A 19,888-nucleotide genomic window follows, 5' to 3' on the forward strand; every position below is an offset into this window, starting at 1 on the left:
ATACTCAGGACAAAGCCCACTTTTGTTTATAGATTGAAAGAGTTGCTGGTTTGAACGAATAAGCAGCACGGGCAGTACTGAGGGCTTAAAGCTGGAATAATTATTGCTGTAATAAAAACAATTCACTGTGATGAGTCAAATCAGGACGCACAGAACTTGTGCTAAACCCAGTCAAAAGATTCACAATATGAGTGCATATGATGAAGCATGAAATAGATGACACGAGCATACCGATCTTACAAGATCAGTATGGTCGTATTAAACGCAAGTTGCGGATTTCCGTGACGGATCGTTGCAATTTCAAATGCATTTACTGTATGCCTGAACATCCTGAATGGATGAAAAAAAAAGATCTACTCAGTTTTGAAGCACTATTTATTTTCTGCCAGTACATGGTTAGACAGGGCATTGAAAATATCCGTATCACGGGTGGTGAGCCTTTGATGCGTCAAGGTGTGGTGCATTTTATTCGTGATTTGCAAGATTTAAGAGTTTTGGGTTTGAAGCGTATTTCAATCACAACCAATGGTCACTATTTGGCGAAGTATGCGGAGCAATTAAAGCAAGCGGGTCTGGACGATCTAAATATTAGTCTTGATAGTCTGGATGCACATCAATTTAAACAACTCACAAAAAAAGAGCTTGCACCAGTATTGGCAGGTATTGAAGCTGCTAGAAAAGTTGGTCTACCATTCAAAATTAATTGTGTACTGATGCAAGGTCAGAATGATGACCAAATTGTTCCGATGGTGAAATGGGCCAAACAACAGCAGATTCCATTGCGGTTTATCGAGTTCATGCCGCTTGATGGTGATCAGCATTGGACGGATCAAGCCGTAGTGAGTGAAGCGGAAATTTTAAAGCAACTCTCGCCGCATTATGATATTCAGGTTTTAGCACAGCAGCATGAACCCGCGCGCTTATATCAGCTCGATGATCAATATCAGCTCGGCATTATTTCAACAATTACCCATTCATTTTGTGGTGACTGTGACCGGATTCGATTGACAGCCCAAGGTGAGTTATATAATTGTTTGTTTGCAAGACAAGGCTTAAATATAAAACCGGATCTGTTACAAGCAATCAAACAAAAATCTGAATTCAAGCAGGTAGAATTTCATCATCTTGAGCAAAAAATTAAGCCTTATATTTGGAATAAAGCGCAGGGTTATCATGCCATACAACATCAGCAGGCACGTAAAATTAGCATGCATATGCTGGGTGGTTAGGAAGGAAAGTGGTCTGGAGAAGATATGCAAACCATTGAGATAAAAATAGAAGCTTTTGGTGCAATTGAACGGTTATTACCCAAAGCGCTGGCACTTGAGTTTGCAGAAGATCAAATGGTTAAAGATGTATTGTCACACATTACAAGCTTATATCCAGATGCCAGCACAGCCATGGAAAAATGTGCCTGTGCGGTTGGTGAAGATATTGTGACCCGTCAAACGGCACTAGATAGGTCCTGTACCTTAGTCTTGTTGTCGCCAGTAGCAGGAGGTTAAACATGCGTGAATTTGCCCGCGTCCAAGATCAGGCTTTGAGTCTAGACAGCTTTGATCCAATTCAGTCATTTCCTGAATGTGGTGGCATTGACATATTTATTGGCACGGTACGTAACCATCATGAAGGCAAAGCCGTTAAGGCCCTGAAATATACTTCTTATACGCCTGTGGCGGAAAAAATGATTCGTGCAATCGAACAGGAAATTAAAGATAAATATCAAGTCTCTTATGTTCGGGTGATGCATCGGATTGGCTATTTGGATGTCAGTGAAACTGCGATTATTGCGATTGCTTATGCTGCCCATCGCCGTGAAGCATTTCAAGCGTGTGAAGAGGCAGTCGAGCGCGTTAAGCACGAGGTACCAATCTGGAAAGAAGAATTTTTTATGGATGGAACCAGTCAATATGTCGAGGGCTGTTGTATTCGTAAAGATCAGACAGAGCAAGCTGTTCATTCCCACTCTCACAAACATGACCACAACCATCCACACTGTGCACATGAGCATACACACGAATAAAGCGTCAGGAAGTTAAAATGAAAAATGTTGGGATGAAACCCGAAAGTTATCGTGTTGCAGAAGCACAAGCCGTTTTACATGCCCCAGCACATTGCATCCAATTATTGCGTGACGGTAATACAGAAAAAGGGGATGCTTTAAAAACAGCGCGTATTGCAGGTATTTTGGCGGCCAAACGAACAGATGAGCTGATTCCGCTTTGCCATCCTTTACCGATTTACCGTGCGGATGTTGAATATGATCTGCATGATGATTATGTCGTGATTCTGACGACGGTTGAAACCATTGGTCCAACTGGCGTAGAAATGGAGGCATTAACCGCTGCGAGTCTGGCAGGTTTAACCCTGTATGATATGCTCAAGCCGCATTGTGAACCTGAAGAGCTGTGTTTAGATCAATGTAAATTGCTAAAGAAAAAAGGTGGAAAATCACACTTTAAACGTACTTTACGTCAGCCTGTTTCAGCGGCAGTGATTGTACTGTCAGATACGGTTGCGGCGGGTCGTAAACCAGATACTGCGGGTAAGTCTGTAGTAGATACCTTAACGGAAGCAGGCTTTGATCCGATTCATTATCAAATTTTGCCAGATGAAGCTGATCAGTTAAAAGATTTAGTCTTAGAGCTGACCAAATCTTATGCGTGCATTATGACGGTTGGTGGGACAGGAATCGGTAAGCGAGATATTACCGTGGATACATTAGAGCCATTACTGGAACGGAAATTAGATGGCTTAATGGAAGCCGCGCGTTCATTTGGGCAAAAAAGAACCCCATATGCGGCTATGTCACGGGGCGTTGCTGGCTTTATTGATCGATCCTTGCTGGTGACTTTACCAGGAAGTCGTGGTGGGGCAAGTGAATCAATGGCTGCAATCTTACCTGCATTGGTCCATATTTTTGATGTATGTCGGGACTTACCACATCCAGGAGGATATGAATAATGTCTGGATGTGGCGCTGAAAAAGGTTTGATCAGTATCGATGAAGCTTTGGCATTGGTTCAGACACGGCCTAAAGCTTTAACTATTGAGACTTTGCCATTGGAGGATTGTCTCAATCGCTATTTAGCCAAGGCGGTCTGTTCAAAGGTGGATTTACCTAGTTTTTCACAAAGTGCTGTGGATGGTTATGCATTGAGCAGCACGCTTGAGAATCTGCAAAATTGTACTTTTGAGGTGATTGGCGAGATTAAAGCGGGGAGTGAAACTCAGCATCAACTTACTGACGGGCAAGCGGTTCGGATATTTACAGGTGGGAAAACGCCTGATGGCACTACTCATGTCGCGCGACAAGAAATTGTTAAAGTTGAAAGCGATTTAGCCATTCGATTAGTTGAGCATATCAAACCTCAAGCAGATATTCGCTTTGTTGGTGAAGAAGTGCAATCTGGTCAGCAATTGGCGGATGTCGGGCAACGAATCAATATTGGTGCACTCGCAGCCCTCAGTATGGCTGGTATACAACACATTGATGTGTTTCGAGTGCCTAAAGTTGTGGTGGTGATTACTGGCGATGAAGTTGCTGAAACACCAGAAGACCTACATGCAGGTAAAGTTTTTGATGCCAATGGTCCGTTGCTTAAAGCTTGGTTGAAAGACTATGGTTTAGAGGTGGATATCTTGCATATTGCAGATGAAGCCGCACAGGTGACGCAGTGTTTTGAACGCCTAAAACAGCAATATGACCTCATTATCACCACAGGTGGTGTTTCGGTCGGGGATTATGATTTTGTTCGACCGTGCGCATTTGCAACAGGTTTTGAACAAGTCTTTTGGAAAGTAAAACAAAAACCAGGAAAACCACTTTTCTTTGCTGAGTTTATACAACAAGATCATGCCAGTTATCTATTGGGGTTACCGGGAAATCCTGCCGCAGTTTATGTGTGCATGCAAGTCTATGGCAAAGTGCTATTGGATGCTTTACAGAATCAACGTCAGCCGTTGCAATGGTTTAGTGGGGAACTGACACAAGATTTGAAGTCAGATGCACGTGAACGGTTTTTGAGGATGAATGCTTATTTTGAACAAGGAAAATTGAAGCTACAGAGTTTGTCCAAACAGCAATCACATATGTTAAGCAATTTAATGCAAGCAAATAGTTTGGTGCGTATTCCTGCCAATATTCAGCTTGAAGCAGGGCAAGTGCTTAGCGGCTTATTTATTCATCATTCATCGTATTGATGAATTTATGTAACATTCAATGTTTTTGTCACTTTTAGCCAAGTGCCAATATTGCATCTGATAGATAAGGTGGTTTAGTGTATATTTTATATTGTTTAGTTTCTAAGCATTACGGTTCAAGACATAGATTCCATGTCTTTTAAAAACTCTAAAAAATGATTAGGTGATAATAATGAAATGGGACGAAATTGGCGACCAGCCATGTTCAGTGGCGAGGACGCTTTCAGTACTGGGTGATCGTTGGACAATGCTCATCTTACGTAACGCTTTTATGGGTATACGCCGTTTTGATGATTTTCAGCGGAGTTTGGGGCTTACACGCCATGTACTTTCTGAGCGTTTAAAGCGTTTGGTTGAACATGGGATTTTAACCAAAGTTCCTTATGTTGATCGTCAAGAGCGCTTTGAATATCAACTGACAGACAAGGGCTTAGACCTTTATCCAATCATTCTCTCAATGGTGCAATGGGCGGATAAATGGATGGATATGGGACTCGGTAAACCTGTTGAATTTACCCATAAAAGTTGTGGTCGAAAAATCAATCCTAAAGTCGTGTGTTCTGAGTGCGATCAACCGATTCAAGCCAAAGATGTTCGAGTCGCGGCTGGTCCTGGATATTTCGCTTTTATAGAGCAGAAGAAGCAAAGTGCCTGACTTATAAATTTTGTCGTTCTATCTCTTGTTGAATCGCTTGAGATAGAACCTCAAAAACCTTGGGTTGCAATGATTGAGCGACATTAAAGCGAATAAAGTTTTTAAAATTCTGACTTTGGCTGAATGCATTTCCTGGAGCCAAAATCACGCCATTTTCTAGACAGCGCTGTGCAATACGAGCTGTATCAAAATGTTCTGGTAGTTCACACCAGACAAATATTCCTGCTGAGGGATGAGTCCAAGCCGTGATTCCCAATTTTTCCAGCTGCTTGATGGTTGCATCCATTGCTTTTGCCAAACGGACTTTCAACTCTTCTAGATATTTTCGATAGTTTCCATCGGTTAGTGCTGCGAATAAAATTTCAGAGGATAAATTACTGCCGCCAAAGCAAGTCGCGATTTTGATATCAGTTAAGTCTTCGATCCATTCTGGTTTGGTTGCAATATATCCAGTACGAACTGAGCCAGATAAAGTTTTAGAAAAACTGCCGATGTGAATAACGCGCGATAAGCCATCCAATGCAGCAAGACGAGGGGCACTGTGCCGCTCTAGATCTGCAAAAATATCATCTTCAATTACGATCAGATTGGATTGCTCAACCAGTTTTAAAACCTGATATGCAGTTGCTGCTGTCAATACGGCTCCTGTTGGATTATGAATACCTGAGTTGGTGATATATAAACGAGGATTGTGGTTTTGAATCGCGTGAGAAAAGGCTTCAACATCAGGGCCAGTAGGCGTATAAGGGACAGCAATGATTTGAATCTGATGGACTTTGAGCAAGGCATGAAAGTTAAAATAACAAGGATCATCCACTAAAACCACATCATTGGGTTTTAAGAAATAACGACAAATCAAGTCGATCGCCTGTGTACCAGAATCGGTTAATAAGATCTGATTGGGTCCTACTTCGATACCTTTACTTAATATTTTCCGTGAGAGCAACTCTCGTAATGGCGCAAGACCGAGTGGGGTTGAGTAGTCGGTCAAAATATGTGGATTGGCTTTAGAAACTTTACGGATGGCTTTACGGATATTTTCATGTGGCATCCAGTCATCAGGCAACCAGCCACAGCCGGGTTTTAAAACGCCTTGTTTTGCTTCTAATGCCTGCCTTGAAATCCATAAAGGATCGATGCTTCGATCAATCTTAGGATGTATTTCAGAAATCGATAATGGGGCAAGTGGTCCTGCAACAAAAAAACCTGAACCTGTTTTCGCTTCAATAATTCCTTGCGAAGCAAGACGTTCATAAGCTTCAACAATTGTCGAAATAGATAAATGCAATGATCCTGCCAAAGCACGTACAGAAGGCAAACGAGAGCCGGGAAGTAATGTACGCGTTTTAATCTGTTCATGGATGTGTTGCATCACGAAATCAATCTTTGTACTTTTCATTACATTTAATCATTGACTGTATTGGTTATTGATGCAGTACAGTTATTTAAAATTGTACTGTAGTGTGTATGGTGCATAAACCATAACACAGTTTAAATTCTTCACATAGATCTGGAGAATTTAAATGAAAACTTTAAGTAGTGGTTGGATGAATGGGTTAATCGGCGTGATTATTTTTGCAGGCTCATTGCCTGCAACACGCGTTGCGGTTATGGATTTCAGCCCTACCTTTTTAACTGCTGCACGTGCTGCAATCGCAGGTATATTGGGGCTCGTACTCATCTTATTATCACGGCAACAATTGCCAGAGCGAAAGGACTGGCTTCCTTTGCTTTACGTTGCCATTGGTGTCGTAGTTGGATTCCCACTGTTTACAGCCTTGGCATTACAGTACGTAAGTGCTGCACATACCATCGTTTTTGTTGGATTATTACCCTTGGCAACGGCTATTTTTGGTGTATTACGGGGCGGAGAAAGACCGAATTTCGTATTTTGGCTATTTGCAATTTTGGGTGCATCACTGGTTTTTGGATATATGCTGATTCAAACTGGAAGTTGGGCATTCAATTACGGTGATATTTTTATGTTAGCCGCAATCTTACTGTGTGGTTTTGGCTATGCTGAGGGTGGCAAATTATCTAAGCATCTCGGTGGCTGGCAAGTGATTTGCTGGGCACTGATCATCACGTTACCGATTATGCTGCTCATTTCATATTTGTATATGCCTGTGAGCTTTGCACAAATTTCAACGTCGGCAAAATTTGGTCTAGCTTACGTATCTTTATTTAGTATGCTGATTGGGTTTTTCTTTTGGTACAAGGGCTTGGCACAAGGAGGAATTGCTACAGTAGGGCAACTTCAATTATTGCAACCAATCTTTGGTTTGATCATTGCAGCAGCTTTATTACATGAGCAAGTAAGCCCAGCCATGTTTGGTGTTACAATTGCAGTCATTGCCTGTGTAGCTTGTGCCAAGAAATTTGCTTAACTAAAAAATTATAAGCAATTTGCAGGTTTAGGCACGCCAGCTAAACGACTCAAATGGCGAGCAACTAAACCTGTATTAAATTTTTGTTGTAGCTCCGCATTGTTAATCTCGGGACTCACTGTTTTGATTAAAAACTTAATGAGTGGACGTGTGGCTGGTGAGTGCCCAAACTGTTGGTAAAATTGGCGTACAGCATGCAGAATTTCAAAATGCCAGTCTGTTAACTGTAAATCCAGAGAGGTTGCTAACTCTTGAGCGACGTCTTGATTCCAAATCGTGTAATCAACCAAATGACCGTCTTGATCTAACTCTAACTGCATAAAATAGCCTAACAAAATTTTGAATGAATCGAATACATATTATTTCAATGAAATACAGCGCTTAAATCTTAAAACCAAATCTGCAAATTGTGCATAGTTAATTTCCTGAATCTGGTCTTTCACGTCATCGGAAAGAAGGCTGTATTCACTGGTTAAACAATAAATGTTGTGATAAATCGTTGTAATGGATGAAGGCACTAGAACAGCAGCATTACCCATAAGTACGATACAGTCATCAGATTGTGCCATTTTTACTAGATCAGACCAAATCAGATCAGCTGTAGATTGAACTAAAATGAGTGTTGTATTTTCCATAGCATGGCACCTTACCAATACAGAATATGGTCAAATGATTGAATAAACTCAGGATTCAGATCAATAAATTCAATGTCCTGATCGGTATTTTTGACTATGCTAAGCTGTTGATTTTTAGATTCAATTAGCAGTGGAGTTAAATCATAGAATTCGAAACTTTCGACCATGTTGGCTGCGATTTTGAACTCGTGTTTAAATTGATCAAATTCTAAATTATTGTTTAATAAGCTAAGAGCCGCACACTTTAATAATACTTTGACAGAAATACCAAAGGTTGCTAAAACCATAGTTGCGGACAAGCTTTCATTGATTTGCAAACTTGTTAAGTTAGGTTGCGTTAGGATGACGAGTACAGATTTCACACAATTTACCTTTTCAAAGCAACACTCTAGTAAAGAACTTTAATTAAAATTGAATTAATCGAGAACAGTTTTGCACTGCGTCAGCAAGCTCTCCGAGACCAATTAATTCAAAGCCATTGGCTAAGTTGTGGTATTGAAGTGAATGACGTTTTGCATTGTCCGCATCAGTGATTCCCCGAGCAAGGGCAGCACTGACACAGACAGGGAGTCGGATGCCGAGCTTTTGCCATTCTTGTTTTAGATTGCGTTGATCATCAGGAAACCACTGTAAATCATTCGCAACCTGAACACCATCTTGGTAAAAGAAGACACGAAATTCTTTATGCTTACTTTGTAAAGCTTGAGCTAAACCAAAAGCATGCCAAGCCATAATGGACGTAGGTGCAGAAGTAATTAGCAGTAGTGTACTCATTGAATATTCACTATGGGTTGAAGTTGGCAAAAATGATGATGGACAGATTTAAGGGAAGGTAAGTATACAATGATTTTGGTGACAGGTGGTTTAGGCTTTATCGGTTCACACATTGCTTTGAGTTTATTGGCTCATGGGCAAGAGATTGTCATTGTAGATAACTTAGCTAATTCGACCTTACAAACGTTGGAACGCTTGGAATATATTTCGGGAATATATATTCCATTCGCGAAGCTTGATGTTCGGAATACACCAGCCCTGAATAAAGTTTTTGAGCAGTATTCAATTGATACTGTTATCCATACAGCTAGTTTTAAATCATTAGAAGAATCGGCTCTAAAACCTCTTGAATATTATAATGATAATGTTAGCAGCATTATGAGCTTATTAAGAGCAATGCAACGAATGGGGGTGAGGCAGTTAATCAATTTGTCCAGTCTGGCGGTTTATGGCCAATCAAGTGCGGAACTTAAAGAAGAAACTGAGTTTAATTATAAATACTCGAATCCTTATGTTCGATCTCAGCAAATGGTTGAAGATATTATTGCAGATACTTATCGTGCAGACCCTGAATGGAGAGTTGTAAATCTGCGTCTGTCCAATATTGTGGGTGCATTTGAGCATGGTGTATTAGGTGAATTTGTCACGCAAATGCCTAAGAATATCGTGCCATTGGCTTTACAAGTTGCTGCTATGCAGCGTGAATGTATTGAATTGCAGAATCAGGCCCCGACTGCTGATGGAACAGTTGAGAGAAGCTTTCTGCATGTTTTAGATGCATGTAATGCCATTTTAATGACCCTAAATTGGTTGAGTTCGCAGAATAACTGCATGGAGTCATTCAATATCGCACATTCACAAGTGACCTCTATCCAAAATTTACTCAATGAAATTGAGAAGGTCACTCAGGCCAAGGTAAATGTTCAGCCCGCAGTATTTCAGCATGATGAGATTGCACAATTAGGTGCAACAATAGAGAAAGCAGAGACGGTTCTTAACTGGTCACCAAAACGGCCTTTAACACAAATGATTGAAGATGAATGGCGCTTTTATCTGAATACCTTAAAAGGTAATTAAGATAATGATTCTTATTTACATTTATTTCTGCTTTGATTAGGATAACGGCAACTAGCCAAAGCATCACTTTGCTTCAGCCCGTGAGAACTTTAACCAAATAGAGTAGAGGTTGTTTATGCAAATGCGAATTGAACACGACACAATGGGTGACATTGAAGTTCCGAATGAAGCCTTATGGGGTGCGCAAACGCAACGAAGTTTACAGAACTTTAAAATTGGTCAAGAGCGCTTGCCACGAGCCATGATTCGTGCAATGGGTCTGGTGAAAAAAGCGGCTGCGATTACTAATGCTGAACTAAAACAACTTCCTGAAGAATTAAGCCAATATATCGTTGGTGCCGCTGAAGAAGTGATTGCTGGACAATGGGACTCACAATTTCCATTGGTGGTTTGGCAAACAGGTTCAGGTACACAAAGTAATATGAACTGTAATGAAGTGATTGCAAACATTGCCAATCAAAAATTAGGACAAGTATTGGGTGCACAAAAACCAGTACATCCAAATGATCATGTCAATCGTGCACAATCAACCAATGACTCATTCCCAACCGCCATCCATGTGGCTGCAAGTATTCAAATCAATGAATTACTTATCCCAGCCGTTGAGAAGTTAAAAGAGACTTTACAGCGTAAGTCAGAAGAGTTTGATGATATTGTCAAAATTGGTCGGACCCATTTGCAAGATGCGACCCCTTTGACCTTGGGACAAGAGTTTAGTGGTTATGTTTCACAATTAGAGCATGGTTTGAAGCGCTTACAGCAAGCTCTCTCAGGTTTGTATGAATTGCCTTTAGGTGGAACAGCGGTTGGTACTGGATTAAATGCACATCCCGATTATGCGGTTAAAGCAGCTGAGCAATTAGCAGAATTAACAGGTCTGCCTTTTGTGACAGCACCGAATAAGTTCGAAGCATTGGCAGGCCGTGATGCTGCAGTATTTGCTTCTGGTGCATTAAAAACACTTGCTGCTAGTCTGAATAAAATTGCCAACGATATTCGCTGGTTAGCGAGCGGTCCACGCTGTGGATTTGGTGAAATTCGTATTCCAGAGAATGAACCTGGGTCAAGTATCATGCCAGGTAAAGTGAATCCGACCCAAAGTGAAGCAATGACTATGGTGGTTGCTCAGGTTTTAGGTAATGACACTACAATTAATGTGGCAGGTGCTTCTGGTAACTTTGAGCTGAATGTATTTATGCCTGTGATTGCTTATAACTTACTGCAATCAATTCAGTTGCTTGGTGATGCATGTAATAGTTTTAATGACCACTGTGCGGTAGGTATTGAACCAAATCGTGACAAGATTGATCACTTCTTACATAACTCATTGATGCTGGTCACTGCGTTGAATCCTGTGATTGGTTATGAAAACTCTGCTAAAGTCGCGAAAACAGCTTATAAGGAAAATAAAACCTTGAAGCAAGTCGCGGTTGAACTTGGTTTAGTGACTGCCGAGCAATTTGATGAAGTAGTAAAACCTGAAAATATGGTTTCTCCAAATAGTAAGTAAGTTCTTTATTTGTAATACAAAATCTCTCTTTTGTTAGGGGGATTTTTTTATGAGTAGTTTTTATAAAGTGAACTGCGTACAATACTCGTTTGATTTACCAGACTGTTGCTTCCTTATGCTGAATATTTATTTAACGGATACAAAAACCAACATCCAGTTTTCTGATCTTCCAAATGAAAATCCTGTTAAGTTTCTGTTGAATTTAAAGAAAATTTTTCCGAGCACCGCTGATTTGTTGTTACCTGTATTACCAGAAGACAATGATTTGGAAAATGTAACTTGGGAAGCGACCTCTAAAGATTTTGAAATTTTTAAAAAATTATTAGAAGGTTGGGGCATTATCGAATTACGATTAAGTGCGATTACCACTTATAAAGATAAAAACTTTGCCAATGAACTGGTAAAAAAAGCGCAAGTTAGACGTAAGCAAATTACCCAAAGTCAGCCACAATTATCACTTATTGCCTTGGATTATGTATTAATGCATGAGATTCATGCGCTAATCGATGCTGAACTGGTGATGATTGGTGAAAAATTCTATTTGCCAACATTACGTGAACTGTGGAAAGGACAGTTCCCAGAACAAATTTTGCAATGCAAATTTTAATGTTGAAAAGCAGACTTTAAGTCTGCTTTTTTTATACTGAAGCTCATTTTAAATCGCATAAATCTTAATCTACAAACAATTACAAGAATTTAGTGTCTGTATTTTTATGCGGCATATATATTGCTTATATGGATATAAATATTATTGCGGGAGAGAAGTTCTTCAATGGACTCGCCGAAGGAGCAACGACCCCGGAAACTCTCAGGCAGAAGGACTGTAATAATAGAAATACAATCTGGAGAGCAGTGCTCAACTTGTAGAAATTAACAACCATTTACTTCTATGATAAACACTCACCGAAGGGGAAGGCTAAATGATTAATTGGTAATCATCTGCCAAAACTCTCAGGTACCATGACAGATGGGGCTATGCATTAAGAAATGTTATGCATTTCTAGGAGTTTGCTATGCCACATGTTGTCGTCATTGGTGCAGGGATTACGGGTGTAACGTCTGCTTATGAATTAAATAAATTGGGCTATGAGGTGACGGTGATAGATCGTCATCTCTTTCCTGCCATGGAAACTTCATTTGCTAACGGGGGGCAGTTGTCTGCCTGTAACGCTGAGGTTTGGAATCAAAAGGCAACGGTGCTTAAAGGTATTAAGTGGATGAGTAAAAAGGATGCTCCTTTATTGCTCAATCCTTCCTTTAGTGCACACAAATATCGCTGGTTGATTGAGTTTTTAACACATATTAAAAATTATAAAGCCAATACCATAGAGACAGTGCGTTTAGCACTTTTGGCAAGGCAGCGTTTATTTGAGATTGCAGAAAAAGAAAATATCTCGTTTGACTTGGAAAAACGTGGCATTTTACATATGTATCACACCAAAGAAGACTATGAGATTGCCAAGAAGGTCAATGATGTGCTGGTTGAAGGTAAGCTAGAGCGGAACGCGATTACACCAGAAGAAATGAGAGCAATTGAGCCTACCTTAACAGGCGATTATTTTGGGGGGTATTATACGGCTGGGGATGCAACAGGAGATATTCATAAATTCTCAGTTGGCTTGGCTGACAATACTCAACAAAATGGCGTGAAATACCGTTTTGGTTTAGATGTTGTTGATGTCAAATTTAATCAAGACAAAGTGGTGGTGCACTGTAAAAACAGTTCGGAAAATGTTAATCCAAGCCCTGATGGTATTACTGAAATTGTTGCGGATCTGATTTTGGTGTGTGGTGGAGTAGGAAGTTATCAATTAGCTGACATGTTAGGTGATAGTGTCAATGTTTATCCAGTCAAAGGCTATTCCATTACGGTGCAACTGAAAGATGAGCGTAGTGTGAAAAATGCGCCTTGGGTGAGTTTGCTGGATGAAAGTGCAAAGATCGTGACCTCGCGTTTAGGCTCAGATCGCTTACGTATCGCTGGGACGGCAGAATTTAATGGTTATAATCGAGATATTCGTGCTGATCGGATTCAGCCTTTGATTAATTGGGTCAATCAAAACTTTGATATTTCAACTGAACATGTGGTTCCGTGGGCGGGTTTGCGTCCAATGATGCCGAATATGTTGCCTGTGGTTAAACAAGGCAAACACGCTCGGGTTTTCTATAATACTGGGCATGGCCATCTAGGGTGGACTTTATCTGCTGCAACAGCGGTATTGATTAGCCAAGAAATTGCAGAAAAATACCCTAACTGAATTAGAAAAGCCGATGTGAGAACATCGGCTTTTAAATCTTAAAACCATTAATCATACAAACGATAGATGCCTGTAAATCTTCCACAATCTTTTTGCTCAGATTTAATAATCAATAAGGCTTTTTGAAAATCAAACTGATATTGGCATTTTTTTTCATTATCGATGATTTGACCTTTTTGTTCAGGCGTACTATATGCCAATAAAGACAAGGTTTGAGTTTCTGGGCGATTATTGGGGTTACGATATGCCGTGCCTTCTATTTTAAGTTTATCTTTATCCAACTGATGGATCTGTAAATGCACAGGTTGAGCTGCTAGTTTACCGTTTTCATATTTCAGATAATGTTGCGTCAAGGTTTGGTTCATTGAGGTATAAAAATTCAAATCATCCAAGCGTGCATCGAATTGCTGTTGATAACAGCTTTTGGTTTTGCATTGACGTATTTGATTCAGCCAGAGTGTTTGTGTGTCATGTAATAACTGTAATGGGGCATCGGTTACCAAATATGCTGTTAAAAATTTGGCATTGAGTTTCTGACGCTGCTCTTTATATGGCTTGGAGCAGATTTTTTTAACCTCTAAATCTTTGCTAGTGCAGTCAATTGATTGTGCATAGGCAAATGTTGAGCAAAAACAACTCAATGTGATGATATAGCCAGATTTCTTTAATTGATTTCTTACAGTGTTAAACAGCATAATCACTTATACTTTCAGTCTAATTTGCTCAACGTACTATAGCGAAATAGAAAGCCTGAATACAAGATTTGTTCGGTATATTGTAAAAGGAAAATCATATGGTTGCTCAAATTCGGATTGGACAAGGGATTGATGTACATGCGTTCGAAGAAGGTGATTTTGTTACTTTAGCGGGTGTTCAAATTCCACATACGCATGGTTTAAAGGCACATTCGGATGGGGATGTGGTATTACATGCGCTGAGTGATGCTTTATTAGGGGCATTGGCACTGGGTGATATTGGACAGCATTTCCCAGATACAGATCCAGAGTACAAAGGTGCAGATAGTCGACTGTTGCTTAAACATGTCTATCAGTTGATTTTAGATCGTGGTTATCAACTTAATAATGCAGATATTACAGTGGCTTGTGAACGCCCTAAATTAGCAAAGCACAACTTGGAGATGCGCCAAAGTATTGCAGATGTTTTAGAGGTTGATGTGACTCAGATCAGTATTAAAGCTACAACAACTGAAAAATTGGGATTTACTGGTCGCCAAGAAGGTATCTTGGCAACGGCAACAGTATTGATTTCGCATCAAGCAAAATGATTGCTGTTAATTAATGACTGTTCAAGTTCTTGTGTTGCTTTACGACCTTGAAGTTGTAAAGTAATGCTATGAATTAAGCCTGTCCATGTTTCGTTCGGTTCCCAAATTTGGTGTAAAAGTTCTTGGGCGGTTGGTAGATCAATATTCATATAGAACTGACGATAGAGATACATCAAACTACTGACACGCATATTATCGTCGCAATGTAGCCAAATGATTTCGTTTTGAACGAGATGATCAATGAGATCCAGAACGAAGAGACATTGTTCAGAGCAAGGTACATCCCAGCCGATTGGAATATGAATGTAGTTTAATCCCAAGTCTAAACAAATCTGATCCTGCCCAGATAGGTGATTATCTGCCTTGCTAGTTGCAAGATTAATGACAGTACTGCAACCATATTCTTTGATCTGTTGCAGTTGCTCAGCAGTCGGTTGAGCAGAGCTAAACAGATGCTCATGCACCAAAGAAAAGCTTGGTATTTGAGATAAGGCTTGTTCGAGTGAAGTCATAACATCCGCTGTGTGTTGAGTGAAGTTCTCATATCATGAGAAACTTAATCTAATGGGCTAGTCTTACTATAAGTGTTTTTATTCGAGTGTTCAATTTAGAACACATAAATAAAAACAGCATCGAATGATGCTGTTTTTAAAATTTAGTCTTTTTTCAGATTCTCATTTAGTAAGAATTCCATCAAGGCCTTTTGAGCATGCAAACGGTTTTCTGCTTCATCCCAAACCACCGCATTTTTGTGGTCTAACATATTTTCTGAAATTTCTTCACCACGGTGTGCTGGTAAGCAGTGCATGAATAGGCAATCAGGGTGTGCCAAGTCCATAAGTTTTTCATTGACTTGGAAATCTGAGAATGCTTTTTCACGTAATTTCTGTTCTTCTTCCTGACCCATGCTAGCCCATACATCAGTCACGATCAGGTCTGCATTGACAGCAGCGTCTTCCGCTTTATTAAAGACTTCTACGCAATCAGCAAATTCAGTCAGGAATCTTGCTTGTGGTTCATAACCTTCAGGCGATGCAATTTTAAGTTTAAAGCCCATCATGTGTGCGGCTTCAATATATGAGTTACACATATTGTTGCCATCACCAATCCATGCAACGGTTTTACCTTCAATGCTACCACGATGCTCTTGGAACGTTTGCAAATCAGCAAGTAACTGGCAAGGGTGGTGATCATCAGTTAGACCATTGATGACAGGTACAGTCGAGTAAGATGCAAAACGTTCTACAATATCGTGACCAAAAGTACGGATCATGACAATGTCGAGCATGCTTGAAATGACTCGTGCAGAATCTTCAATGGGCTCACCACGTCCTAATTGTGTATCGCGTGGTGAAAGAAAAATTGCGTTACCACCAAATTGGCAAATACCTGCTTCAAAAGAAATACGCGTACGTGTGCTCGATTTCTCGAAAATCATTCCCAAAACTTTACCGGCAAAAGGTTGATAGACCGTATTGCTATGTTGCATGCGTTTAAGTTCTTGTGCGCGATCTAAAATACGCTGCAATTCTAAAGAGGATAGGTCTCGTAAAGTAAGAAAATGCCGAAGCGCCATATTTGCTCCCCCAATAATTATTGAATAAAAACAATAATTAAGTGATGATTAATGGGTATAAAAAAAGGAATTGAATACTATACTATACGCGCAAAAAAAAGCAAAAGAATTAGACCTTTTGGTGGGCTTTTAAAAATAAATCTACAGAATAATTAATATAATCAATAATTTCTGCATCATTTTCAGTGACATCTAAACCCATTAAATTACGCCATTCGACATCGCGTAGGGTTCCAAAATACATCATTGCAGAAAACTTGGGTTGAGCACAGAAGATTTCATTGTTTGCATGTGCATGTTCAAGTGCGAAAGCAATCGTGTTTTCAATGTTGAGTGCACATTGATCGTAGAAATAATGTGCAAGTTGAATATCCTTTTGCGTTTGTTCTGTAAACATACGCATAAAGGCGATATTTTCTGGTTGAATAATGTGGTGATAAAAACGCTGTAGGGTTTGGATCAGGTAATTTCTTAAATCCGTTGATTCTGGTAGATATGGAAAACATACGCCCTTAAAAAATACTTCCCTGCGATAATCACAAATGGCTGTAAATAGACCTTCTTTATTGCCAAAGTATTTATAAATCGACGTTTTTGAACCACCTGCATGATTGACGATATCATCCAAAGATACTGCCTCATAACCTTTTTCTAGGAATAAATCGGTTGCGCACAATAATAGTGCATGACGACGTTCTTCCCCGCGGCGTGTTTGAGGTTTAGCACAGCTTGGATAGCAAATATCAGTCATTATCTACTTTGGGATGGTTGGGTTAACTTTAGTATAGCAAAAACCATATCGATTGTATGGCTATGAAATTGATCAGTGTTTCAAAATTTCTCATTTCAAATAAAAAAGCGAGTAACGTGTACTCGCTTTGGCGTAGTGTTTTAATTAAGCAGAACGAATTTCTTCGTCGTCATCGTCATCGGTAGAATCCATACCTAACTCTTTGAGTTTACGGGTCAGAGTATTACGTCCCCAACCTAAAAGCTCAGCGGCATGGCGTTTACGTCCACGGGTTTGTTGTAGCGCGGCATTAATCAGCGTGCGCTCAAACATTGGTGTGGCGATGTCTAAAAGTTTCATTTCACCATTTTTAAGCTTTTGGATCGCCCATTGTGCCAATAATTCATCCCAATGATGAACTGCGATACGTTCAACCAAAGCAGGACTGGCATTGGATGCCGCTTGGGCTTCATTGTTTTTATGCATAGAAGCTTGTTTAAGCTCTGCTGGTAGGTCCTCTGGATAAACTTCACGACCCGTAATCATAACCGTTAACCAGCGACAAGTATTTTCCAACTGACGCACGTTACCAGGCCAAGGTAGTTGTTGCATATAATCCGTGGTTTCTGTGCGTAAGATTTTAGGACTTACACCCAGTTCTTTGCCAGCGCGTGCCAAGAAGTGTTGTGCCAGCATCGGAATGTCTTCACTACGATGTGCCAGCTTTGGAATGTGAATACGGATTACGTTTAGACGGTGATATAAGTCTTCACGGAAACGACCTTCATTCACCAGTTTTTCCAAATCTTGGTGTGTTGCAGCCACGATACGGACATCAACCTTAACAGGGATATGACCACCTACGCGGTAGAACTCACCATCTGCTAAAACACGAAGTAAACGTGTTTGAGTTTCAAATGGCATATCACCAATTTCGTCTAGAAATAAAGTACCACCATTGGCTTGTTCAAAACGGCCTTGATGTTGGGTATTTGCACCTGTGAAAGCACCTTTTTCATGGCCAAACAATTCAGTTTCGATCAAGTCTTTTGGAATGGCTGCCATATTTAAGGCAATAAAAGGTTTGGCACGACGAGGTGAGTGTTTGTGTAATGCATGCGCAACCAATTCTTTACCTGTACCTGATTCACCATTGATCAATACGGTAATGTGTGATTGTGATAAGCGACCAATTGCACGGAATACTTCCTGCATTGCAGGTGATTCGCCAATAATTTCGGTTGATTGCAATGGTGAAGCTGTTTTGGTTGCTTCTTGTTGTTGCAATTTATTGATATGCAAAATTGCACGATTAACTAGTGCTAATGCTTCATCAATATCAAATGGTTTCGGTAAATACTCAAAAGCACCTGTTTGATAACTTGATACCGCTGATTCTAAATCAGAGTGTGCTGTCATGATGATGACAGGTAAATCAGGATGTGTATTTTTAACTTTAGATAAGAAGGTTAAACCGTCAATCCCAGGCATGCGAATATCGGTTAAAATCACATCGGGTGCATCATCGTGTAGACGCTCAAGCGCAGTTTGTGCTTCTTCAAAGTTGGTGACATCAAAACCCTCTTCTTTAAAGGTTTTTTCCAGTACCCAGCGCATGGCACGATCGTCATCGATTACCCAAATTTTATTTCGTGACATGGTTTAACTCCCAAGGTAGATATAGGCTAAATACGGTTTTTCCTGGAACTGATTGACACTCAATCATTCCGTTATGTTGATGCATAATATTTTGAGCAATACTGAGACCCAGCCCTGTGCCTTTGGCGCGACCAGTGACCAGTGGGTAGAAAACAGATTCCAAGATGTTTTCAGGAACACCAGGGCCATTGTCTTCGATGTCAATGCGAACCGTTGAGCGATTTAACACACCATTAATCGTGACTAGTCGTTGGATTCGGGTTCTTAAAACCAGTTCTGGCTCTGAGTCGGTAAAAAAGTCTTTATTTTCGGTCATCGCTTGTACGGCATTGACACTGATGTTGAGCATGACTTGAATGAGTTGATCACGATCTGCCATCACATCGGGTAAGGAAAGGTCATAGTCTCGTGTGATTTTAATTTTCTTCTTGGTCTGATTTGCAATGAGTGAGCGAACGCGTTCTAAAGGTTCATGCACATTAACATGTTCGTAGCTTGGTAACTGACGTGAACCAAGCATGGTGTCAGCCAAGTTGGTGAGTCGATCTACTTCACTAATAATGATATCGGTAAATTCACGATAATTATCGTCAGCTAAACTACGGGCAAGGAGTTGAGTTGCTCCACGGATACCTGCGAGCGGGTTTTTAATTTCATGCGCCACACCTCGAACTAGCTGTCGAGCGACTTGATGTTGTTGAACTAGGTTTTCTTCTTTCGAAATTTTCAACATACGGTCAATTGGATTGAGTTCAATTAACAGTAGTGGATGGTAACTTTTACCTGCATTGAGCTGTGACGCTGTGTAATCGACATGAATTGGTTTGAAATTCACATTGATGACCGCTTCACGACGGGTATAGTGTTGCCCACTTTCTAAAGTGTTTAATAATGCTTCATGTGTATTAAATGAATCATCATGTGCATGCAGTAAATTTAATACAGGTTGACCCGAGGCGCGGAGCAAGCTGACATCAAATAATGCTTCACAAGCAGAATTTAAATAAAAAATATTAAGCTTACTATCGACCAATAAAATGGCAGTGCTCAGATTATCTACTAAGAGTCGATAGTCGATAGTGTTCTGTTGATCCATTTGTGAATCATCCTGTTTTAAAATGGCGCAATAAATATAAATTT

23 protein-coding genes and 1 riboswitch are annotated in these 19,888 nt (G+C 40.1%); of the genes, 12 read left to right on the plus strand and 11 right to left on the minus strand.

Going from position 1 to position 19,888, the window contains the following annotated elements; all coding sequences use genetic code 11:
* The first annotated feature begins 197 nt into the window (after positions 1-197).
* The 6 genes from moaA to F909_RS05755 all read left to right on the plus strand — a co-directional run bounded on the left by moaA (position 198) and on the right by F909_RS05755 (position 4,857).
* Positions 198-1,229 carry a GTP 3',8-cyclase MoaA gene (moaA, locus tag F909_RS05780; protein WP_005152594.1) on the plus strand — a complete coding sequence of 344 codons (1,032 nt, stop codon included), beginning with the start codon at positions 198-200 and terminating at the stop codon, positions 1,227-1,229.
* 24 nt (positions 1,230-1,253) lie between these two features.
* The gene (locus F909_RS05775; RefSeq protein ID WP_005152595.1) at positions 1,254-1,505 is read left to right on the plus strand and encodes a MoaD/ThiS family protein; all 252 of its coding nucleotides are present in this window, start codon (positions 1,254-1,256) and stop codon (positions 1,503-1,505) included.
* A gap of 2 nt (positions 1,506-1,507) precedes the next feature.
* Positions 1,508-2,023 (plus strand): molybdenum cofactor biosynthesis protein MoaE, encoded by a 516-nt coding sequence (locus F909_RS05770; protein ID WP_005152597.1) that lies wholly within the window; start codon positions 1,508-1,510, stop codon positions 2,021-2,023.
* Between the two features lie 17 nt (positions 2,024-2,040).
* A complete protein-coding gene (gene moaCB / locus F909_RS05765) occupies positions 2,041-2,964 on the plus strand; it encodes a bifunctional molybdenum cofactor biosynthesis protein MoaC/MoaB (protein ID WP_005152599.1) in 924 nt (307 codons plus the stop codon).
* Positions 2,964-4,202, plus strand: coding sequence for a molybdopterin molybdotransferase MoeA (locus F909_RS05760; protein ID WP_005152601.1), 1,239 nt, complete (start codon positions 2,964-2,966; stop codon positions 4,200-4,202). Before moaCB ends, F909_RS05760 begins: the two co-directional genes overlap by 1 nt.
* 172 nt (positions 4,203-4,374) lie before the next feature.
* Entirely contained in the window at positions 4,375-4,857 is a 483-nt protein-coding gene (locus F909_RS05755) for a winged helix-turn-helix transcriptional regulator (protein ID WP_005152602.1), read from the plus strand.
* Position 4,858: 1 nt separating this feature from the next.
* On the opposite strand, the gene F909_RS05750 is transcribed toward F909_RS05755, so the two are convergent.
* Positions 4,859-6,256 (minus strand): aminotransferase-like domain-containing protein, encoded by a 1,398-nt coding sequence (locus F909_RS05750; RefSeq protein WP_005152603.1) that lies wholly within the window; start codon positions 6,254-6,256, stop codon positions 4,859-4,861.
* A gap of 124 nt (positions 6,257-6,380) precedes the next feature.
* Between F909_RS05750 and F909_RS05745 the strand changes: the two genes are divergently transcribed.
* Positions 6,381-7,244 (plus strand): DMT family transporter, encoded by an 864-nt coding sequence (locus tag F909_RS05745; protein ID WP_005152604.1) that lies wholly within the window; start codon positions 6,381-6,383, stop codon positions 7,242-7,244.
* 8 nt (positions 7,245-7,252) lie between these two features.
* Here the strand turns inward: F909_RS05745 and F909_RS05740 are convergent, their stop codons facing one another.
* The 4 genes from F909_RS05740 to tusD are packed head-to-tail and all read right to left on the minus strand — an operon-like array spanning position 7,253 to position 8,653.
* Positions 7,253-7,564 (minus strand): TusE/DsrC/DsvC family sulfur relay protein, encoded by a 312-nt coding sequence (locus F909_RS05740; RefSeq protein WP_005152605.1) that lies wholly within the window; start codon positions 7,562-7,564, stop codon positions 7,253-7,255.
* Between the two features lie 39 nt (positions 7,565-7,603).
* Entirely contained in the window at positions 7,604-7,879 is a 276-nt protein-coding gene (locus tag F909_RS05735) for a hypothetical protein (protein WP_005152606.1), read from the minus strand.
* Positions 7,880-7,890: 11 nt separating this feature from the next.
* Complete coding sequence (locus F909_RS05730; RefSeq protein ID WP_005152609.1) at positions 7,891-8,241, minus strand: hypothetical protein; 351 nt, start codon at positions 8,239-8,241, stop codon at positions 7,891-7,893.
* A 43-nt stretch (positions 8,242-8,284) separates the two neighbouring features.
* Positions 8,285-8,653, minus strand: a complete 369-nt coding sequence (tusD, locus tag F909_RS05725; RefSeq protein WP_032878070.1) for a sulfurtransferase complex subunit TusD — start codon at positions 8,651-8,653, stop codon at positions 8,285-8,287.
* Positions 8,654-8,722: 69 nt separating this feature from the next.
* Between tusD and F909_RS05720 the strand changes: the two genes are divergently transcribed.
* The 4 genes from F909_RS05720 to F909_RS05705 all read left to right on the plus strand — a co-directional run bounded on the left by F909_RS05720 (position 8,723) and on the right by F909_RS05705 (position 13,498).
* Positions 8,723-9,730 carry an SDR family NAD(P)-dependent oxidoreductase gene (locus F909_RS05720; RefSeq protein ID WP_005152613.1) on the plus strand — a complete coding sequence of 336 codons (1,008 nt, stop codon included), beginning with the start codon at positions 8,723-8,725 and terminating at the stop codon, positions 9,728-9,730.
* Positions 9,731-9,845: 115 nt separating this feature from the next.
* Complete coding sequence (gene fumC / locus F909_RS05715) at positions 9,846-11,240, plus strand: class II fumarate hydratase (protein ID WP_005152615.1); 1,395 nt, start codon at positions 9,846-9,848, stop codon at positions 11,238-11,240.
* Positions 11,241-11,355: 115 nt separating this feature from the next.
* Entirely contained in the window at positions 11,356-11,847 is a 492-nt protein-coding gene (locus F909_RS05710; protein WP_171067348.1) for a hypothetical protein, read from the plus strand.
* 137 nt (positions 11,848-11,984) lie between these two features.
* Positions 11,985-12,074, plus strand: a riboswitch (glycine riboswitch).
* 179 nt (positions 12,075-12,253) lie between these two features.
* Positions 12,254-13,498, plus strand: a complete 1,245-nt coding sequence (locus F909_RS05705; protein WP_005152619.1) for a D-amino acid dehydrogenase — start codon at positions 12,254-12,256, stop codon at positions 13,496-13,498.
* 47 nt (positions 13,499-13,545) lie between these two features.
* On the opposite strand, the gene F909_RS05700 is transcribed toward F909_RS05705, so the two are convergent.
* Positions 13,546-14,193 carry an A1S_1983 family putative colistin resistance protein gene (locus tag F909_RS05700; RefSeq protein ID WP_005152623.1) on the minus strand — a complete coding sequence of 216 codons (648 nt, stop codon included), beginning with the start codon at positions 14,191-14,193 and terminating at the stop codon, positions 13,546-13,548.
* Between the two features lie 98 nt (positions 14,194-14,291).
* On the opposite strand from F909_RS05700, the gene ispF reads away from it, so the two are divergent.
* On the plus strand, positions 14,292-14,783 hold the full coding sequence (gene ispF / locus F909_RS05695) for a 2-C-methyl-D-erythritol 2,4-cyclodiphosphate synthase (protein ID WP_005152626.1): 492 nt from the start codon (positions 14,292-14,294) through the stop codon (positions 14,781-14,783).
* On the opposite strand, the gene F909_RS05690 is transcribed toward ispF, so the two are convergent.
* The 5 genes from F909_RS05690 to glnL all read right to left on the minus strand — a co-directional run bounded on the left by F909_RS05690 (position 14,771) and on the right by glnL (position 19,844).
* Positions 14,771-15,295, minus strand: a complete 525-nt coding sequence (locus tag F909_RS05690) for a protein tyrosine phosphatase family protein (protein WP_005152628.1) — start codon at positions 15,293-15,295, stop codon at positions 14,771-14,773. The two genes, ispF and F909_RS05690, sit on opposite strands and share 13 nt — an antisense overlap.
* Positions 15,296-15,438: 143 nt before the next feature.
* Entirely contained in the window at positions 15,439-16,359 is a 921-nt protein-coding gene (argF, locus tag F909_RS05685; RefSeq protein ID WP_005152630.1) for an ornithine carbamoyltransferase, read from the minus strand.
* Between the two features lie 109 nt (positions 16,360-16,468).
* A complete protein-coding gene (locus F909_RS05680) occupies positions 16,469-17,110 on the minus strand; it encodes a TetR/AcrR family transcriptional regulator (protein ID WP_005152631.1) in 642 nt (213 codons plus the stop codon).
* A 144-nt stretch (positions 17,111-17,254) separates the two neighbouring features.
* The gene (gene glnG, locus F909_RS05675) at positions 17,255-18,748 is read right to left on the minus strand and encodes a nitrogen regulation protein NR(I) (RefSeq protein WP_005152633.1); all 1,494 of its coding nucleotides are present in this window, start codon (positions 18,746-18,748) and stop codon (positions 17,255-17,257) included.
* Positions 18,735-19,844 (minus strand): nitrogen regulation protein NR(II), encoded by a 1,110-nt coding sequence (glnL, locus tag F909_RS05670; protein WP_005152635.1) that lies wholly within the window; start codon positions 19,842-19,844, stop codon positions 18,735-18,737. The genes glnG and glnL overlap by 14 nt, the downstream gene beginning before the upstream one ends.
* Between the last annotated feature and the right edge of the window lie 44 nt (positions 19,845-19,888).

Source organism: Acinetobacter sp. ANC 3929 (genome assembly GCF_000369405.1).
Classification (GTDB): Bacteria; Pseudomonadota; Gammaproteobacteria; order Pseudomonadales; family Moraxellaceae; genus Acinetobacter.

Excerpts from the sequence above, each read along its gene's own strand:
- moaA (WP_005152594.1), top strand. The coding sequence starts at position 198 with ATGATGAAGCATGAAATAGATGACACGAGCATACCGATCTTACAAGAT.
- F909_RS05775 (WP_005152595.1), top strand. The coding sequence starts at position 1,254 with ATGCAAACCATTGAGATAAAAATAGAAGCTTTTGGTGCAATTGAACGG.
- F909_RS05770 (WP_005152597.1), top strand. The coding sequence starts at position 1,508 with ATGCGTGAATTTGCCCGCGTCCAAGATCAGGCTTTGAGTCTAGACAGC.
- moaCB (WP_005152599.1), top strand. The coding sequence starts at position 2,041 with ATGAAAAATGTTGGGATGAAACCCGAAAGTTATCGTGTTGCAGAAGCA.
- F909_RS05760 (WP_005152601.1), top strand. The coding sequence starts at position 2,964 with ATGTCTGGATGTGGCGCTGAAAAAGGTTTGATCAGTATCGATGAAGCT.
- F909_RS05755 (WP_005152602.1), top strand. The coding sequence starts at position 4,375 with ATGAAATGGGACGAAATTGGCGACCAGCCATGTTCAGTGGCGAGGACG.
- F909_RS05750 (WP_005152603.1), bottom strand. The coding sequence starts at position 6,256 with ATGAAAAGTACAAAGATTGATTTCGTGATGCAACACATCCATGAACAG.
- F909_RS05745 (WP_005152604.1), top strand. The coding sequence starts at position 6,381 with ATGAAAACTTTAAGTAGTGGTTGGATGAATGGGTTAATCGGCGTGATT.
- F909_RS05740 (WP_005152605.1), bottom strand. The coding sequence starts at position 7,564 with ATGCAGTTAGAGTTAGATCAAGACGGTCATTTGGTTGATTACACGATT.
- F909_RS05735 (WP_005152606.1), bottom strand. The coding sequence starts at position 7,879 with ATGGAAAATACAACACTCATTTTAGTTCAATCTACAGCTGATCTGATT.
- tusD (WP_032878070.1), bottom strand. The coding sequence starts at position 8,653 with ATGAGTACACTACTGCTAATTACTTCTGCACCTACGTCCATTATGGCT.
- F909_RS05720 (WP_005152613.1), top strand. The coding sequence starts at position 8,723 with ATGATTTTGGTGACAGGTGGTTTAGGCTTTATCGGTTCACACATTGCT.
- fumC (WP_005152615.1), top strand. The coding sequence starts at position 9,846 with ATGCAAATGCGAATTGAACACGACACAATGGGTGACATTGAAGTTCCG.
- F909_RS05710 (WP_171067348.1), top strand. The coding sequence starts at position 11,356 with ATGCTGAATATTTATTTAACGGATACAAAAACCAACATCCAGTTTTCT.
- F909_RS05705 (WP_005152619.1), top strand. The coding sequence starts at position 12,254 with ATGCCACATGTTGTCGTCATTGGTGCAGGGATTACGGGTGTAACGTCT.
- F909_RS05700 (WP_005152623.1), bottom strand. The coding sequence starts at position 14,193 with ATGCTGTTTAACACTGTAAGAAATCAATTAAAGAAATCTGGCTATATC.
- ispF (WP_005152626.1), top strand. The coding sequence starts at position 14,292 with ATGGTTGCTCAAATTCGGATTGGACAAGGGATTGATGTACATGCGTTC.
- F909_RS05690 (WP_005152628.1), bottom strand. The coding sequence starts at position 15,295 with ATGACTTCACTCGAACAAGCCTTATCTCAAATACCAAGCTTTTCTTTG.
- argF (WP_005152630.1), bottom strand. The coding sequence starts at position 16,359 with ATGGCGCTTCGGCATTTTCTTACTTTACGAGACCTATCCTCTTTAGAA.
- F909_RS05680 (WP_005152631.1), bottom strand. The coding sequence starts at position 17,110 with ATGACTGATATTTGCTATCCAAGCTGTGCTAAACCTCAAACACGCCGC.
- glnG (WP_005152633.1), bottom strand. The coding sequence starts at position 18,748 with ATGTCACGAAATAAAATTTGGGTAATCGATGACGATCGTGCCATGCGC.
- glnL (WP_005152635.1), bottom strand. The coding sequence starts at position 19,844 with ATGGATCAACAGAACACTATCGACTATCGACTCTTAGTAGATAATCTG.